This window comes from Variovorax sp. GW821-FHT09A10 (assembly GCF_059418385.1).
Genome location: NZ_JBWKPT010000006.1, coordinates 253,199 through 268,149, shown reverse-complemented (window position 1 = coordinate 268,149; position 14,951 = coordinate 253,199). Strand labels below are relative to the sequence as shown.

Sequence of the window (14,951 nt, the reverse complement as noted above, 5' to 3'; positions counted from 1 at the left end):
TTCAGCCGGCGCGCGCCGCGTCGAAGGCTTCGCGCAGCACGGCCAGCGAGCCGACGTGGTTGGCCAGCACGAGCACGAGCCGTGCGTTGAAGGCGTGGCTTTCTTCGGTGGAAAGCCCCTGGTGGGCCTCGATGAGCGCCTCGTAGAAATCGTCGGGCGCGTCGAGGTTCGGCGTGGTGATCAGTTGCGGTTGCATCGGGGTCATGCCTTTGCCAGTGCGTGGTCGAGGGCCGCGCGAAGGTTCGCCGCCGTGGGCTGCCGCCAGCGCGCGCACACGTGCTGGTCGGGCCGCAGCAGGTAGACGGTACCGGGCTGCGCGTCGTAGCGCTGCGTGGCGAGTTCGGCGTCGGCGCCGGTGCCTTCCACGCGCACCACATGCAGCGCGAGGTCGCTGCTTTTCAGCGCCTGCAGGCTGCGCTCGGCGGCGTCGCCTGTGCCGAACACCAGCGCGGTGAAGTGCGCCACATGGCATTCGCGCAGCAGCCAGCCGGTGCTGCCGTCGGCGCGCCGCACGGGCGCATCGGCCGCGGCCGCGCCGGGCACCATCGCGCCGGCGAAGGGGGCGGCGTCGGGCGTGTTGAGCGGCGAGTCGCGCAGCACCGTGGCCACCGACAGCCGCCCGCTGTTGACCAGCGAGCGGGCGAAGGCGTGGCGCTTGGTCAGCTCGAGCACCGCGTCACGGAACAGCCGGCTCACCTCGCTCTTGGGCGTGATGAAGTCGGTGGCGCGCGTCGAATTGCGGATGTTCTCGTCGGCCGCGAATTCGCGCTCGCTCGCGTAGCTGTCGAGCAGCGCATCGGGCGCGTCGCCGGCCAGCACGGCCGCGAGCTTCCAGGCGAGGTTGTCGGCGTCCTGCACGCCCGAGTTGGCGCCGCGCGCGCCGAAGGGCGACACGCCGTGCGCCGAGTCGCCCGCGAACAGCACGCGGCCGTGGCGGAAGCGCTCCATGCGCTGGCAGGCGAAGGTGTAGACGCTGGCCCAGCCGATCTGGAACTGCACGCCTTCGAAGCCGATGCTGTCCAGCAGCGCGCGCACGCGCGGCGTGATGCGCTCGGGCTTGCGCTCTTCCACCGGGTCGGCGTCCCAGCCGAGCTGGAAGTCGACGCGCCACATGCCGTCGGCCTGCTTGTGCAGCAGCACGCTCTGGCCGGGGTGGAACGAGGGGTCGAACCAGAAGCGGCGCTCGGTGGGCAGCTGCGCGTCCATCGTGATGTCGGCGATCAGGAAGCGGTCGCGGAACACGCGGCCCTTGGCTTCCTGCCCCAGCATCTGGCGCAGGTTGGAGCGCGAGCCGTCGCAGGCGGCCACGTAGCCAGCGGCCAGTTCGTAGTTGCCTTCAGGCGTCTCGATGGTGAGCATCGCGCCGTCATCGCGCTGCTCGATGCCGATCACCTTGTTGTTCCAGCGCAGGTCGATCAGCGGCAGCGCCGCGGCGCGTTCGACGAGGTAGCCCTCGACGTAGTACTGCTGCAGGTTGATGAAGGCCGGGCGCTCGTGGCCGGGCTCGGGCAGCAGGTCGAAGCGGTAGACCTGCTCGTCATGGAAGAACACCTTGCCGACGTTCCACGACACGCCCTTGTCCACCATGCGGTCGCCGCAGCCGAGGCGGTCGAACACCTCGAGCGTGCGCTTGGCAAAGCAGATCGCGCGCGACCCGCTGGACAGGCTGTTGTCGTTGTCGAGCAGCACCACCGGAATCTGCCGCAGGGCGAGGTCGATGGCCAGCGTGAGGCCCACGGGGCCGGCGCCGACGATCACCACCGGGTGGCGGGCGGGCGTCGCGGCGTCCTGGTCGGCGTGGCGTCGGTAGTCGAAGCGCAGACTTTGATAGTCGATCACGTGTTGTCTCCGTGTCTTGTCTTCTGTCTTTGTCTTGCTCCTTCCCCTTCCGGGGGAAGGCGGGGATGGGGGCAAGCGGCGCTCGAAACCGGCGCTCTGCCTGCCCCCACCCCAGCCCTCCCCCAGCGGGGGAGGGAGCAATGCGGGTTCAGCCTTCCAGGGCCTTCCACATGTCGATGTCGCGTTGGGCCGTCCACACGCGCGGGTCGGCGTGGCCCGAGGCCTCGTCGTAGGCGCGGCTCACGTCGAAAGGCATGCAGTGGTCGAAGATGACCCACTGGCTGTACTTGGGCTTGAGCTTCTCGTAGGTCTCCTTGTAGACCGCGTTCAGGTCGCGGCCGGCCTTCACGCCGTCCTGCACGCTGGCGTACACGTCGGCGATGAAGGCGCGCGTTTCCTGCAGGCCCTTGGCCACGTCCTCGGGCGTGGTCAGCGCGGCGCCGCGGCCCGGCACCAGGGCCAGGGGCTTCAGGGCGGCGATGTTGTCCAGCGTCTGCGGCCAGTCCTGGAAGTAGGCGTCGCCGGCGTACGGCGTGGCGCCGAACTCGACCAGGTCGCCCGACAGCAGCGCGCGCTCCTGCGGCAGCCAGACGACCGTGTCGCCCTTGGTGTGGCCGCGGCCCAGCTGCAGCAGCTGCACTTCGAGCTTGCCCAGCCACAGCGTCATCTTGCCGGTGAAGGTCATGGTGGGCCAGGTCAGGCCCGGGGGCACGGTCTCGACGTTCTGGAACAGGCGCGGGAAGCGGCCGATTTCGCTGGCCTTGTCTTCCTCGCCGCGTTCGACGATCAGGTCGCGCGTGTCCTGGCTGGCCAGGATGTGTTCGGCGCCGTAGCCTGCCGCGCCCAGCACGCGCACCGCGTGGTAGTGGGTGAGCACCACGTACTTGATGGGCTTGTCGGTCACTTCGCGGATGCGGCGCACCACGTCGGCGGCCATGGCGGGCGTGGCTTGGGTGTCGGCCACCAGCACGCAGTCGTCGCCGATGATGATCCCGGTGTTGGGGTCGCCCTCGGCCGTGTAGGCCCAGGCGTGCTCCGAGATCTGGCTGAAGGTGATCTTCTTTTCTTCCAGGTCGGCCTGGCTGGCGAATTTCTTGGCTTGGCTCATCGTGTGTCTCCGGTGGGGTGGTTTCGAATTCTCTGAATTCGTTTAGGGCGAACGAGTTTGCAGATAACGAATGCGCGGAGTGTAAGCCCGAGATCAGTTCATGTCTAATGCCTTCTTCATGAACGAACAACCAGACGGCAAGGCGGCCATGGCAGCGACTGACACCGACCGCGCCCAGCGCGGCATCCAGAGCATCGAAGTCGGCGGGCAGCTGCTGCGCGCGCTGGTGCACCACGGCCGCCCGATGGCGCTCAAAGACCTTGCCCGCGAAGCGGACATGACGGCCGCCAAGGCCCACCCGTACATGGTGAGCTTCGGCCGGCTGGGCCTCATCGAGCAGGACCGCGCCAGCGGCCACTATCTGCTCGGCCCGCTGGCCTTGCAACTGGGGCTGATCAGCCTGCAGCAGGCCGACCCGGTGCACATCGCTACGCCGCTGATCGGCCAGCTCGCGCAGCAGATCGGCCACACCGTGGCGCTGGCCGTGTGGGGCGCGCGCGGCGCGACCATCGTGCGCACGGCCGAGTCGCCCTCGCCGGTGCACGTGAACATGCGCCACGGTACGGTGTTCTCGCTCACCAACACGGCCTCGGGCCGCGTCTTTGCCGCCTACCTCGACCCGGCGGTGGTGCGTGCGCAGCTCGAGGACGAGCGCCAGCGGCAGAAGCAGCGCAAGGGCGCCGCCGAGCCCGCGCCGCCGGCCGGCATGCCGCCGGTGCAACCGCTGCCCTCGTGGAGCGACTTCGAACGCCAGTGCCAGGAAGTGCGCGACCACGGCATCAGCCGCTCCGACGGCGAGGTGATCGAGGGCGTGAGCGCCATGGCCGCGCCGGTGTTCGACCACACTGGGGCCATCGTGCTGGCCGTGACCGCCATCGGCCCGGCCGGCATCTTCCACACCGCCTGGGACGGCGAGATCGCGCGCGCGCTCAAGGCCTGCGCGGGCACGGTGTCGCAGCGCCTGGGGGCAAGCGCCACCGGCGCCGTGGTGCCCTCCGTTTCCGATCGATGACCCTGTTTTCTTCCGCCTTGTCTTCTTTCTCTTCTTCCGACGACCTCGCGCTGCGCATCGACCGCACCGTGGCGCTGCTGCGCGGCGCGCGTCGCATCGTGGTCTTTTCGGGCGCGGGGCTGTCCAAGGCCTCGGGCATTCCGACCTACCGAGACGCCGACGGCCTCTGGATGAGCCAGAACGCGCTCAAGTTCTCGCATGCCGACGACCTCGCGCGCGACCCCGGCGGCTTCACGAAGTTCTGGGCCCAGCGCCTGACGCTGATCGAGGCCGCGTCGCCCAACCCCGGCCACCTCGGGCTCGCGCAGCTGCAGCGGCTGCGCCCCGCGACCCGGCTCATCACGCAGAACGTCGACGGCCTGCTCGGCAAGGCCGGCGGGCAGGACGTGCTGGAGCTGCACGGCTCGCTGCGCCGCTGGCGTTGCGACCACTGCGGCAACCGCAGCGGCCCCTGGCCCTTCCACCGCTGCCTGCGCTGCGGCTCGCACGCGCGGCCCGATGTGGTCATGTTCGGCGAGATGCTGAACGCCGGCGTGCTGCTCGACGCGCAGGTGGCCGCGCAGGAGTCCGACCTGTTCCTGGTGGTCGGCAGCACCACCATCGTCTACCCGGCGGCCGAGCTGCCCAGGCTGGCGATGGCGCGCGGTGCGCGGCTGGTCACGCTGAACATCGAGCCGCTGCCGCATCTGGACGATGCGGCAGCGGTGGTGTTGCGGGGGGCGTCGGAAGACCTGTTGCCGAAGTTGGTCGCCGGGATGGCGGGCACCGACGACGCGGTCACGCCGCGGGCCTGACGATTCCGCCCGAGCGCATCCGCCACGACAGGACGCCCAGCCACCCGAAGAGCACCAGCCCCGCCCCGGCCACGATCACGCTGGCCGAGGCCGGGTTGCTCATGCCCAGGCCGATCAGCACGGGCACGAGGATGCCCGTGGCCATCGAATAGAGCGCCCACCCGCCTTGCTTCAGCGCGAAGAAGCGGCGCGCGAAAACGAAGCAGGCCGCAATCAGCGACAGGAACGCCAGGAAGAACGCGAGCATGTGCAGCGCGCCGGGCACGCTCATCGTGGGCGTCTCGCCGGCCTTGGGGAACGGGTCGGGTGGAAAGAGGCCCGCCAGCACCGTGCCGACGCCGAACAGCCCAACCAGGATCGGTCCCCAGGTTCCGCCGCGCTGGCCCTTCAGCCAGGCCTTGAGCCCGACGGCGCAAAGAATTGCGAACAATCCCGAGAGAATGAAGCTGCCCACCTGGATCCAGCCGAGCTCGCCCAGCGCGAGGTAGCTGATCGGAAGCGCGCGGATGTCGAACTCGGGGCGCAGCAGCAACTGGAGCACGGCGAGCCCGTAGAACACGGGCGCGACCCACATGCCGCAGGCCAGCAGCGCCCGCTGCGAGGAGGCGCCTGCGGTGCGCGTTGTCGTCTGGAATTCCATGGTGGCATGGGTGCAAGTGAATGGAAACTAAACTGTATAGTTTCGTTGTTGATTGTCAAGAAACCCCGGAGTCCGGTGATGGAACAGCCCGCAGAAAAACGATCCGACCGCAAGCGCAGGCTCATCCTGGAAGCCGCGTCCACGGTCTTCCTCGACCGGGGCTACAACGGCACGACCATGGACGAGGTCGCCACGCTGGCGGGCGTGTCCAAGCCCACGCTGTACCGGCACTTCACCGACAAGGAGCGGCTCTACGCCGCGATCATTCAGCTCACGGCCGACGACGTCGACAAGGTCATCCAGCTGGTGGCCGGCTCGCTAGTGGACGCCAGCCACCCCCGGGAGGCGTTGCAGGGGCTGGCCCGCAAGCTCGTCACCGCGCTGATGCAACCCGAGCTGCTGCGGCTGCGGCGCCTGGTGATCGCCAATGCGGAGCGCTTTCCCGACGTGGCGCGGGCCTGGTTCGCGCAAGGCTTCGAGCGGGTGCTCGCGACGCTGGCCACGAGCTTCGAGCGCTATGCACAGCGCGGGCTGCTCAAGGTCGACGACCCGCTGCTCGCGGCCAACCACTTCACCGGGCTGCTGCTGTGGATTCCGTTGAACCGGGCCATGTTCACGGGCGACCACGCGAGCGACCCCGCCGAACTGGAACGCTACGCGAATGCGGCGGTCGATGCGTTCCTGTCCGGGTACGCGAGCCGCTGAGGCTCGCCGAGCACGCTAGCCGGCCCGCATCTTCTCGCGCAGCACGCGCCAGCGCGCGAGGCTCTCGGCGGGCCAGTAGTCCTTGCGGTCGTAGTACGCGTGCACTGCCAGTGCGCCGGGCGGCAGCACCACCCAGGGCTGCTTGGACATCGTGAAGATGTGCAGGTCCGGCGGCAGCCGGTCGGGCGTGTCGAGCGTGCCCACGCGGATGAAGCTCACGGCGTCGCCGGCGCCCGCGTAGTGGCTCCACAGCGCGACGTGGCAAGCGGGGCAGCGTGCGTAGGTCTGGCCGCGTCCGCTGGCAGACGGCGTGAGCACCCGATCGACCGTGCCCTGCAGCATCTGCACGTGTTCCGGTTCGATGAGCGCATTGAGCGCGAAGGACGAGCCCGTCTCGCGCTGGCACCAGCGGCAGTGGCAGCAGTGCACGAAGAGCGGCGGGGCGTTCAGGCGGTAGCGCACCTGCCGGCAGGTGCAGCCGCCTTCCAGCGGCACGAAGGCGTCGGCCATGGCGGTGGTCGGGCGCTCAGCCCTTCTTGCCACCCAGCAGCACCAGCGCGCCGCCCACCACGATCGCCGCCACGCCGGCCCAGGCCGGGATGTTGACGGTCTGTTTTTCCTTCACCGAGAACTCCAGCGGGCCCAGCTTGGCCTGGTGGGTTTCCTTGGTGAAGCTGAAGCCGCCCAGGCCGAGCCCGGCGATGCCGGCGACGACCAGCAGGATGCCGACGATGCGCGTTGCGTTCATGGGACGGGTCTCCTCAGGGTGGGGTGGAATGAAAAGCCGTTCAGCGCCGTGGCGCCGCCGCACGCGGCTGCGGCGGGTCTTGCTGCTGCAGCTGGTCGACCCATTGCACGACCTCGGCCATGGCCGCGTCGCTCGCCGCGACCAGCGCCTTCACGCCGCCCGGCGCGTCGGCGCTGGCGGCGGGGCGGCGCACGGTGAAGGTCCGCTGGCCCATCACGCGATCGCCGCCGGTGGCGGTGCGGACCAGCGTGGCGCGCAGGCGCACCAGGCCCGTGCTGCTGGCGGGCGCGTCGAAGTAGTGGCTGAACTCGTCGAGCGAGATGCGCAGCGTGTCGGGCACGATGCCTTCGGTGCGCGCGAGCGTCGCGCTTTCTTCGGGGCCGAGCACGGTGCGGCGTTCGGCCAGCGTGTCGCGCAGCCGCTGGCGCAGCAGCTGCGCGGGCGGCAGGCTCCAGCGCGACTGGCCATAGGGGCGCAGCTCGTTGGCGTCGGCATAGCCCATGCGGTACAGGATCTGCGTGCCGTCCAGGCGCGCGTTGCTGTCGAACTCCGCGAGGGACAGCGCCGGCAGCGCGGCGGCCGGCGCGCCAGCGGTGGCAGGTGCGGCGGACGAAAGGCCGGGGCCGAAGTCGTACAGCGTGGCGCGTGCCGGCTTGTCGGGCAGCATGCCGCAGCCGGCGACCAGCAGCACACAGCCGAGGCTGGCGAGGGCGAGGAGGGTGTTCTTCATGCGCATGGTTTTTCTGCTCCCGGTCAGTGGCGTGCGGCGGGCGCGACGAAGCCGGGCTCGCCCGGGCCCGCGGTCGTGCCGCCGTTGCCGAACAACAGCGATTGCGGGTTGTCGTTGATGCTGTCGGCCGCGCGGCCCAGGCGGCGCACCGCGTGGGCGGTGTCGTCGGCCACGCGATTCACGCGCGGCAGGGTGGCGGCATTGAACGAATCGACGGCCTGCGCCAGCGCCTTGGTGCCCTCGCCCAGGCGCTCGACCGGGCCGTCGGGTGCGTTGAGCTTGCCCACGGTGGTGTTGAAGTTGTTGGCCACGCGCGAGACGTCGCCGGCCGCCTTCTTCACTGTCGTCAGCGTCTCGGGCATGGCGGCCAGCGTCGGGTTCAGGCCGGTCTTCACGGTGTTGTCGAGCTGCTTGATCAGCGCGTTGGCACTGGCCGAGGCGGCGGCGATGTTCTCCAGCGCGTCGGCCACGCGCTTCTGGTTGGCGTCGGCCAGCAGCGCGTTGGCGCGCTTGGTCACTTCTTCCACCTGGTCGATGATTTCCTCGCCGCGGTCCTGCAGCTTCGCGAGCATCGAGGGCTTGAGCGGAATGCGCGGCGGGCTGTCGTTGTTCGGCTTGAGTGCGACGGTCGATTCGCCTTCATCGTCCAGCGCAATGAAGGCCAGGCCGGTCACGCCCTGGTAGCTCAGCGTGGCAAAGCTGGAGGTGGTGAGCGGCACGCGCTCGTCGACCGTGATGCGCACGCGCACGTTGCCTTTGGTCTTGGGGTCGAAGTCGATCGAGGTCACCTTGCCGACCGAGATGCCGCGGTAGCGCACCTGGGCCTGCGGCTGCAGGCCGCTCACGGCGTCGCGGGTGGAGAGTTCGTAGACGTTGCGCACGGTGTTGTCGCGCGTGAACCAGACCACCAGCGCGACGAGCGCGGCGATCAGGCCGAGCACGAAGGCGCCGGCGGTGAGGGCGTGGGCCTTGTTTTCCATGAGGGGACCTACCTTTCGTCAGCGCGCGCGGCCTCGGGCCGCGGCGCGGATGGTTGTGTGCCGGCGGCGGGCTTGTCGTGCAGCGCCTCCAGGGCGCGCTGGCCGCGCCCGCCGAGAAAGTATTCGTGGATGAAGGGATGCGGGTAGGCGATGACTTCGCGCGCCGTGCCGCTCACGATCACCTTCTGGTCGGCCAGCACCGCGATGCGGGTGCTCAGGTCGAACAGGGTGTCCAGGTCGTGCGTGACCATCACGACCGTCAGCCCCAGCTCGCGGTGCAGGCCGCGCAGCAGGTCGCAGAAACTGTCCGACGCTTCGGGGTCGAGGCCGGCCGTGGGTTCATCGAGCAGCAGCAGCGGCGGGTCCATGATGAGCGCGCGCGCCAGCGCCACGCGCTTGATCATGCCGCCCGACAGGTCCGACGGGCTCTTGTTCGCATGCTGCGGCTCCAGCCCCACCATCTGCAGCTTCACGAGCGCGGCATGGCGGATCAGCTCGTCGGGCAGCAGCTTGAGTTCGCGCAGCGGAAAGGCGATGTTCTCCAGCACGCTGAAGGCCGAGAACAGCGCGCCGTGCTGGAACAGCATGCCCACGTTGGCCGCGCCGGCCGCGCTGAGTTCACCCGGCGCCCGGCCCAGCACCTCGACCGCGCCCTTCGTGGGTTTCTGCAGCCCGAGGATCTGGCGCAGCAGCACCGTCTTGCCGGTGCCCGAGCCGCCGACCAGCGACAGCACCTCGCCGCGGTCAAGGTGCAGGTCGAGGTCGCGGTGCACCACCTGTTCGCCATCGGGGCTCTTGAACACGGTCCAGAGCTTGCGGATGTCGACCACGGTGTTCGACGGGGACGTCACGGCGGCGTTCATCCGCGGAATCCTATGCCCTTGAAGAGCACTGCGAAGAGCGCGTCGACCAGGATCACCGCGGTGATCGAGGTCACGACCGACGACGTGGTGCCGCGCCCCAGGCTCTCGGTGTTGGGCTTGACCTTCATGCCGAAGTAGCAGCCGATCAGCGCGATCAGCACGCCGAACACCGCCGACTTGGCCAGCGCCAGCCAGAGGTTGGCGATGGGCACCGCGCGCGGCAGGGCCGACAGGAAGTACGCCGGCGAGATGCCGAGTGCGGCGTCGGCCGCGAGCATGCCGCCGGCCAGCGCCGCCATCGAGGTCCACAGGCTGATCAGCGGCATCGCGATGGCCAGCGCCAGCACGCGCGGCATCACGAGACGAAAGCCGTGCGGGATGCCCATCACGCGCATGGCGTCGAGCTCTTCGGTGACGCGCATCACGCCGATCTGCGCCGTGATCGCCGAACCCGAGCGGCCCGCGATCAGTACGGCGGCCAGCACCGGCCCGAGTTCGCGGATCAGCGACAGCCCGAGGATGTTCACCACGAAGGTCTCGGCGCCGTACTGGCGCAGCTGCTGCGAGATCAGGTAGGCCAGCACCACGCCGATCAAGAGACCGACCAGCGCCGTGATGTGCAGCGCCGTGGCGCCGAACTGATAGAGATGGCCCGAGAAGTCGCGCCACGGCCCGCGGTGCGGCGCGCGCGCCAGCGTGCACAGGTCGAGCGCGAGCTGGCCGATCAGGCCGACAAAGTCGCGCAGCACGACCATCGCGCGCGGGCCGTTGTGCGCGAGTTCGCGCAACCGGTCGCTCAGAGATTTGGGCGGCTCGTCGGGCGTGGCCACCGTGAACTTCGCCACATGGTCGAGCACCGCCTGCTGCTGCGGCGCCAGCTCGAGCGTGGCCGGCCAGCCGTGGCCCCAGTGGTCCCACAGCAGCTGCGCGCCGATGTGGTCGAGCTGGCCGATGGGGCGCAGGTCCCAGGCCCGGTCGTCCGCGGGCGGCAGGGCCGCGAGGTCTGCGGCCAAGGCGTCCCAGGCCGACCGCGACGACATCGCCAGCGTGGTCCAGCAACCGCTGGCCACGGCCCAGCTGCGACCGTCCACGTCCTGCGTTCGCGCGCGCGGCGGCGCAGAGGCGTCGTCGATGGCGGAGGCGTCAGCGGGCGACGGGTTGGAAGGCATGGGCAGGCGTGCGGAACAGAACGTAAACAAAGGTTCAGGTGAGAGGGCGCATCGTAACCGCGTGCATCCGGGGCTTGTGTGCGTCTGGCCCTTCGTTTGCGTAGGGCCAGACGCCGTTTTTTTCAGGAACCCTTCAGCTCCAGGCGCGGGCCAGCGCGTTCCATGCGCTGGCGATCACGGGCTCGTCGCGGCGCGCGGCCAGCGAGACGAAGCGCAGCGCGCAATCCAGCCGCACGCGGTCGGCCAGCACGAGGCCGTGGGCCTGGCTTTCGCGGATCGCGATCGAGTCGCGCACCAGGCTCAGGCCCACGCCCGACTTCAGCAGGTCGAGCATCGAGGCCTCCTGGTCGACCAGCGCCACGCGCCGGGGCGCCAGGCCGAGCGGGCCGAACACGCGTTCCAGCAAACGGTGGTGCGCCGACTCGGGCGGCGTGGCGAGCCAGGGCAGGGCGGCCAGCGCCTTCCAGTCGCGCCCCAGCACCTGCGGGCCCCAGCCGGCCGGCGCGACCACGCGGTAGCTGAAGCGGGTGAGCGTGCGCACCGCCAGCGGCGCCGGCGCGGCGGCGTCGGGTGTGTCGTCCGGATTGCCGGGGTCGAGGTGAAAGCCCACGTCGAGCTCGCCGCGCAGCACCTGCGCCAGCACGCTGCCGCTCATGCCGTGGCGCAGCTCGGTCTCGATCTGCGGCGCGGCCTCGACCAGCTCGCGCAGGAACACGCCCAGTCGCGTGAACTCGGGGTCGAGGATGGTGCCGATGCGCAGCGCCCCGCGCACCGTGACCTGCAGGTTGCGCGCGGCCTGCTGCAGGTCGCCCACGGCCGCCAGCACGCGCTCGGCCTGCGGCAGCATGGCCGCGCCGTCGGCCGTGAGCGCCAGCCCGTGCGGCGTGCGGGTGAACAGCACCAGCCCGGTTTCTTCCGCGAAACGCTTGAGCTGCAGGCTCACCGCGGGCTGCGTGAGGTGCAGCTTTTCGGCAGCGCGCGAGACGTTGCCCTCGCGCGCCGCCAGGATGAAGGCGCGCAGAATCTGGAGGTCCATCGACGACGTAGTCATATAAGACTGATTTATAGCGCCATCGACGCGAATTCATTGGCTTTCTCTTCGTGGATTGGGCCAAATTGCCTTCAGGAGACCCGCACATGTCCATCAGCACCCGAAATATCGACCACCACATCGCCGGCGCCCCCGCCGCCAACACCTCCGGCCGCACGCAGGACGTGACCAACCCCGCCACCGGCGCCGTCACCGGCAAGGTCGGCCTGGCCGACGCCGCGCAGGTCGGGGCCGCCGTGGCCGCCGCGCAGGCCGCGTTCCCGGCCTGGGCCGACACGCCGCCCATTCGCCGGGCGCGCGTGATGTTCAAGTTCCTGGAGCTGCTCAACCAGCACAAGGACGAGCTCGCCCACCTCATCACCGCCGAGCACGGCAAGGTCTTCACCGACGCGCAGGGCGAGGTCAGCCGCGGCATCGACATCGTCGAGTTCGCCTGCGGCATTCCGCAGCTGCTCAAGGGCGACTTCACCGACCAGGTGAGCACCGGCATCGACAACTGGACGCTGCGCCAGCCGCTGGGCGTGGTCGCGGGCATCACGCCCTTCAACTTCCCGGTGATGGTGCCGATGTGGATGTTCCCGGTGGCCATCGCCGCGGGCAACACCTTCGTGCTCAAGCCCAGCCCGACCGACCCGAGCCCGTCGCTGCTGATGGCCGAGCTGCTCAAGAAGGCCGGCCTGCCCGACGGCGTGTTCAACGTGGTGCAGGGCGACAAGGCTGCGGTCGACGCGCTGCTGGAGCACCCCGATGTCAAGGCCGTGAGCTTCGTGGGCTCCACGCCCATCGCCAACTACATCTACGAGACCGGCGCGCGCCACGGCAAGCGCGTGCAGGCGCTGGGCGGCGCGAAGAACCACATGGTCGTCATGCCTGACGCCGACATCGACCAGGCCGTCGACGCCCTCATCGGCGCCGGCTACGGCTCGGCCGGCGAGCGCTGCATGGCGATCAGTGTCGCGGTGCTGGTGGGCGACGTGGCCGACCGGCTGCTGCCCAAGCTCATCGAGCGCACGAAGACGCTGAAGGTGCTCAATGGCGAGAACCTTGCGGCCGAGATGGGCCCGATCGTCACGCGCGCCGCGCACGAGCGCATCACCGGCTACATCGCGCAGGGCGAGAAGGAAGGCGCGAAGCTGCTGGTCGACGGCCGCCAGTTCGACGGCAACACCGCGGGCGAAGGCTGCGGCGACGGCTTCTGGATGGGCGGCACGCTGTTCGACCACGTCACGCCCGAGATGCGCATCTACAAGGAAGAGATCTTCGGCCCCGTGCTGGGCTGCCTGCGCGTCGCGACCTTCAAGGAGGCGGTGGACCTCATCAACGCGCACGAGTTCGGCAACGGCGTGAGCTGCTTCACGCGCGACGGCAACGTGGCGCGCGAGTTCGGCCGCCGCATCCAGGTCGGCATGGTCGGCATCAACGTGCCGATCCCGGTGCCGATGGCCTGGCATGGTTTCGGCGGCTGGAAGAAGAGCCTGTTCGGTGACATGCACGCGTATGGCGAAGAGGGCGTGCGCTTCTATACGAAGCAGAAGTCGATCATGCAGCGCTGGCCGGAGAGCATCGGCAAGGGCGCCGAGTTCGTAATGCCCACCGCGAAGTAAAAAGGGGCGCCGTACGCGCGGCGCTGCTTCCATCCGAAGAACAACGAGAGACAAAAAGCCAGCCGCCATGAGCGACACCACCTTCGACTACATCATCATCGGCGCCGGCACCGCCGGCTCGCTCATCGCCAACCGCCTGAGCGCCGACAAGACCAAGCGTGTGCTGCTCATCGAGGCCGGCCGCAAGGACGACTACCACTGGATCCACATTCCGGTGGGCTACCTGTATTGCATCGGCAACCCGCGCACCGACTGGCTCTACAACACCGAGCCCGATGCGGGCCTCAACGGCCGCACGCTGCGCTATCCGCGCGGCAAGACGCTGGGCGGCTGCTCGAGCATCAACGGCATGATCTACATGCGTGGCCAGTCGCGCGACTACGAGCACTGGGCTGAACTCACGGGCGACGAGGGCTGGCGCTGGGAGAACGTGCTGCCGGCCTTTCGCAAGCACGAAGACTTCTACCTCGGCGCAGACGAGATGCACGGCGCGGGCGGCGAATGGCGTGTCGAGAAACAGCGGCTGCGCTGGGACATCCTCGACGCCTTCGCCGACGCGGCCGTGCAGGCCGGCGTGCCGCACACCGCCGACTTCAACCGCGGCAGCAACGAAGGCGTGGGCTACTTCCAGGTCAACCAGAAGAACGGCTGGCGCTGGAACACCGCCAAGGCCTTCCTGCGGCCCACCTGCTACGGCCGCCCCAACTTCGAGCTGTGGACCGGCGCGCAGGTGTCGCGCCTGCTGTTCGAGACGCTGCCCGACGGCACCAAACGCTGCACCGGCGCGCAAGTGTGGGACGGCACCGAGATGACCACGGCGCACGCCGAGTGCGAAGTGATCCTGAGCGCGGGCGCCATCGGCTCGCCGCAGATCCTGCAGCTGTCGGGCGTCGGCCCGGCCGATCTGCTGCGCCAGCACGGCATCGACGTGGCGCTGGACGCGCCCGGCGTCGGCGCCAACCTGCAGGACCACCTGCAGATCCGTGCGGTCTACAAGATCGAGGGCGCGCCCACGCTCAACGTGCTGGCCTCGTCGCTGGTCGGCAAGGCGAAGATCGGTCTCGAATACCTGCTGAAACGCAGCGGCCCGATGAGCATGGCGCCCTCGCAACTGGGCGCCTTCACGCGCAGCTCGCCCGACCGCGCGTGGCCCAACATCCAGTACCACGTGCAGCCGCTGTCGCTCGACGCCTTCGGCGAGCCGCTGCACAGCTTCCCGGCCTTCACCGCGAGCGTGTGCAACCTGAACCCGACGAGCCGGGGCTCGGTGCGCATCAAGAGCGCGCGTTTCGAAGACGCGCCCGCCATCGCGCCCAATTACCTGAGCACCGAGGAAGACCGCAAGGTCGCGGCCGATTCGCTGCGCGTGACGCGCCGCATCGCGCAGCAGCCCGCGCTCGCGAAGTACAAGCCGCAGGAGTGGAAACCCGGCGTGCAGTACCAGACCGACGAAGACCTCGCGCGGCTGGCCGGCGACATCGCCACCACCATCTTCCACCCGGTCGGCACCACCAAGATGGGCGCCGACGGCGACCCGATGGCGGTGCTCGATGCGCGCCTGCGCGTGCGCGGCGTGCGCGGCCTGCGCGTGGTCGATGCGGGCGCGATGCCCACCATCACGAGCGGCAACACCAACAGTCCGACGCTGATGATGGCGGAGAAGGCGGCGGGCTGGATTCTGGAAGACAACCGCAACCGCTGAGGCGGC

Annotated in this window: 16 protein-coding genes; 5 read left to right on the top strand and 11 right to left on the bottom strand. The window is 69.6% G+C overall.

Translation table 11 applies throughout. The features are described 5' to 3' along the window. Position 1: 1 nt before the first annotated feature. The 3 genes from AC07Q9_RS22935 to AC07Q9_RS22925 form a co-directional block, all read right to left on the bottom strand. Positions 2 to 196, bottom strand: a complete 195-nt coding sequence (locus tag AC07Q9_RS22935; protein ID WP_153285863.1) for a DUF2783 domain-containing protein — start codon at positions 194 to 196, stop codon at positions 2 to 4. 5 nt (positions 197 to 201) lie between these two features. Further along, a complete protein-coding gene (locus AC07Q9_RS22930) occupies positions 202 to 1,839 on the bottom strand; it encodes an FAD-dependent oxidoreductase (RefSeq protein ID WP_495311905.1) in 1,638 nt (545 codons plus the stop codon). Positions 1,840 to 1,987: 148 nt separating this feature from the next. After that, positions 1,988 to 2,947 carry an MBL fold metallo-hydrolase gene (locus AC07Q9_RS22925; protein WP_495311904.1) on the bottom strand — a complete coding sequence of 320 codons (960 nt, stop codon included), beginning with the start codon at positions 2,945 to 2,947 and terminating at the stop codon, positions 1,988 to 1,990. Between the two features lie 148 nt (positions 2,948 to 3,095). Between AC07Q9_RS22925 and AC07Q9_RS22920 the strand changes: the two genes are divergently transcribed. Continuing rightward, entirely contained in the window at positions 3,096 to 3,959 is an 864-nt protein-coding gene (locus AC07Q9_RS22920) for an IclR family transcriptional regulator (protein ID WP_062472735.1), read from the top strand. Beyond that, entirely contained in the window at positions 3,956 to 4,753 is a 798-nt protein-coding gene (locus AC07Q9_RS22915) for an SIR2 family NAD-dependent protein deacylase (RefSeq protein WP_495311903.1), read from the top strand. The genes AC07Q9_RS22920 and AC07Q9_RS22915 overlap by 4 nt, the downstream gene beginning before the upstream one ends. Here the strand turns inward: AC07Q9_RS22915 and AC07Q9_RS22910 are convergent. After that, the gene (locus tag AC07Q9_RS22910) at positions 4,737 to 5,393 is read right to left on the bottom strand and encodes a DUF998 domain-containing protein (RefSeq protein ID WP_495311902.1); all 657 of its coding nucleotides are present in this window, start codon (positions 5,391 to 5,393) and stop codon (positions 4,737 to 4,739) included. The two genes, AC07Q9_RS22915 and AC07Q9_RS22910, sit on opposite strands and share 17 nt — an antisense overlap. A 78-nt stretch (positions 5,394 to 5,471) precedes the next feature. On the opposite strand from AC07Q9_RS22910, the gene AC07Q9_RS22905 reads away from it, so the two are divergent. After that, on the top strand, positions 5,472 to 6,098 hold the full coding sequence (locus tag AC07Q9_RS22905) for a TetR/AcrR family transcriptional regulator (protein WP_495311901.1): 627 nt from the start codon (positions 5,472 to 5,474) through the stop codon (positions 6,096 to 6,098). A gap of 15 nt (positions 6,099 to 6,113) precedes the next feature. On the opposite strand, the gene AC07Q9_RS22900 is transcribed toward AC07Q9_RS22905, so the two are convergent. The 7 genes from AC07Q9_RS22900 to AC07Q9_RS22870 form a co-directional block, all read right to left on the bottom strand. Beyond that, positions 6,114 to 6,608, bottom strand: a complete 495-nt coding sequence (locus AC07Q9_RS22900) for a GFA family protein (protein WP_495311900.1) — start codon at positions 6,606 to 6,608, stop codon at positions 6,114 to 6,116. 16 nt (positions 6,609 to 6,624) lie between these two features. After that, complete coding sequence (locus AC07Q9_RS22895) at positions 6,625 to 6,846, bottom strand: hypothetical protein (protein WP_062472741.1); 222 nt, start codon at positions 6,844 to 6,846, stop codon at positions 6,625 to 6,627. Between the two features lie 40 nt (positions 6,847 to 6,886). Continuing rightward, on the bottom strand, positions 6,887 to 7,576 hold the full coding sequence (locus tag AC07Q9_RS22890; protein ID WP_495311899.1) for an ABC-type transport auxiliary lipoprotein family protein: 690 nt from the start codon (positions 7,574 to 7,576) through the stop codon (positions 6,887 to 6,889). 23 nt (positions 7,577 to 7,599) lie between these two features. Next, positions 7,600 to 8,556 carry an MlaD family protein gene (locus AC07Q9_RS22885; RefSeq protein WP_495311898.1) on the bottom strand — a complete coding sequence of 319 codons (957 nt, stop codon included), beginning with the start codon at positions 8,554 to 8,556 and terminating at the stop codon, positions 7,600 to 7,602. A gap of 8 nt (positions 8,557 to 8,564) precedes the next feature. Next, on the bottom strand, positions 8,565 to 9,419 hold the full coding sequence (locus AC07Q9_RS22880; protein WP_495311897.1) for an ABC transporter ATP-binding protein: 855 nt from the start codon (positions 9,417 to 9,419) through the stop codon (positions 8,565 to 8,567). Continuing rightward, entirely contained in the window at positions 9,416 to 10,588 is a 1,173-nt protein-coding gene (locus AC07Q9_RS22875) for an MlaE family ABC transporter permease (RefSeq protein WP_495311896.1), read from the bottom strand. Before AC07Q9_RS22875 ends, AC07Q9_RS22880 begins: the two co-directional genes overlap by 4 nt. Before the next feature lie 133 nt (positions 10,589 to 10,721). Then, positions 10,722 to 11,639, bottom strand: a complete 918-nt coding sequence (locus tag AC07Q9_RS22870; protein WP_495311895.1) for a LysR family transcriptional regulator — start codon at positions 11,637 to 11,639, stop codon at positions 10,722 to 10,724. 86 nt (positions 11,640 to 11,725) lie between these two features. On the opposite strand from AC07Q9_RS22870, the gene AC07Q9_RS22865 reads away from it, so the two are divergent. Then, positions 11,726 to 13,243 (top strand): CoA-acylating methylmalonate-semialdehyde dehydrogenase, encoded by a 1,518-nt coding sequence (locus AC07Q9_RS22865; RefSeq protein ID WP_495311894.1) that lies wholly within the window; start codon positions 11,726 to 11,728, stop codon positions 13,241 to 13,243. 67 nt (positions 13,244 to 13,310) lie between these two features. Further along, a complete protein-coding gene (locus AC07Q9_RS22860; protein ID WP_495311893.1) occupies positions 13,311 to 14,945 on the top strand; it encodes a GMC family oxidoreductase in 1,635 nt (544 codons plus the stop codon). Positions 14,946 to 14,951: the final 6 nt, after the last annotated feature.

Excerpts from the sequence above, each read along its gene's own strand:
- AC07Q9_RS22935 (WP_153285863.1), bottom strand. The coding sequence starts at position 196 with ATGCAACCGCAACTGATCACCACGCCGAACCTCGACGCGCCCGACGAT.
- AC07Q9_RS22925 (WP_495311904.1), bottom strand. The coding sequence starts at position 2,947 with ATGAGCCAAGCCAAGAAATTCGCCAGCCAGGCCGACCTGGAAGAAAAG.
- AC07Q9_RS22920 (WP_062472735.1), top strand. The coding sequence starts at position 3,096 with ATGGCAGCGACTGACACCGACCGCGCCCAGCGCGGCATCCAGAGCATC.
- AC07Q9_RS22915 (WP_495311903.1), top strand. The coding sequence starts at position 3,956 with ATGACCCTGTTTTCTTCCGCCTTGTCTTCTTTCTCTTCTTCCGACGAC.
- AC07Q9_RS22910 (WP_495311902.1), bottom strand. The coding sequence starts at position 5,393 with ATGGAATTCCAGACGACAACGCGCACCGCAGGCGCCTCCTCGCAGCGG.
- AC07Q9_RS22905 (WP_495311901.1), top strand. The coding sequence starts at position 5,472 with ATGGAACAGCCCGCAGAAAAACGATCCGACCGCAAGCGCAGGCTCATC.
- AC07Q9_RS22900 (WP_495311900.1), bottom strand. The coding sequence starts at position 6,608 with ATGGCCGACGCCTTCGTGCCGCTGGAAGGCGGCTGCACCTGCCGGCAG.
- AC07Q9_RS22895 (WP_062472741.1), bottom strand. The coding sequence starts at position 6,846 with ATGAACGCAACGCGCATCGTCGGCATCCTGCTGGTCGTCGCCGGCATC.
- AC07Q9_RS22890 (WP_495311899.1), bottom strand. The coding sequence starts at position 7,576 with ATGAAGAACACCCTCCTCGCCCTCGCCAGCCTCGGCTGTGTGCTGCTG.
- AC07Q9_RS22885 (WP_495311898.1), bottom strand. The coding sequence starts at position 8,556 with ATGGAAAACAAGGCCCACGCCCTCACCGCCGGCGCCTTCGTGCTCGGC.
- AC07Q9_RS22880 (WP_495311897.1), bottom strand. The coding sequence starts at position 9,419 with ATGAACGCCGCCGTGACGTCCCCGTCGAACACCGTGGTCGACATCCGC.
- AC07Q9_RS22875 (WP_495311896.1), bottom strand. The coding sequence starts at position 10,588 with ATGCCTTCCAACCCGTCGCCCGCTGACGCCTCCGCCATCGACGACGCC.
- AC07Q9_RS22870 (WP_495311895.1), bottom strand. The coding sequence starts at position 11,639 with ATGACTACGTCGTCGATGGACCTCCAGATTCTGCGCGCCTTCATCCTG.
- AC07Q9_RS22865 (WP_495311894.1), top strand. The coding sequence starts at position 11,726 with ATGTCCATCAGCACCCGAAATATCGACCACCACATCGCCGGCGCCCCC.
- AC07Q9_RS22860 (WP_495311893.1), top strand. The coding sequence starts at position 13,311 with ATGAGCGACACCACCTTCGACTACATCATCATCGGCGCCGGCACCGCC.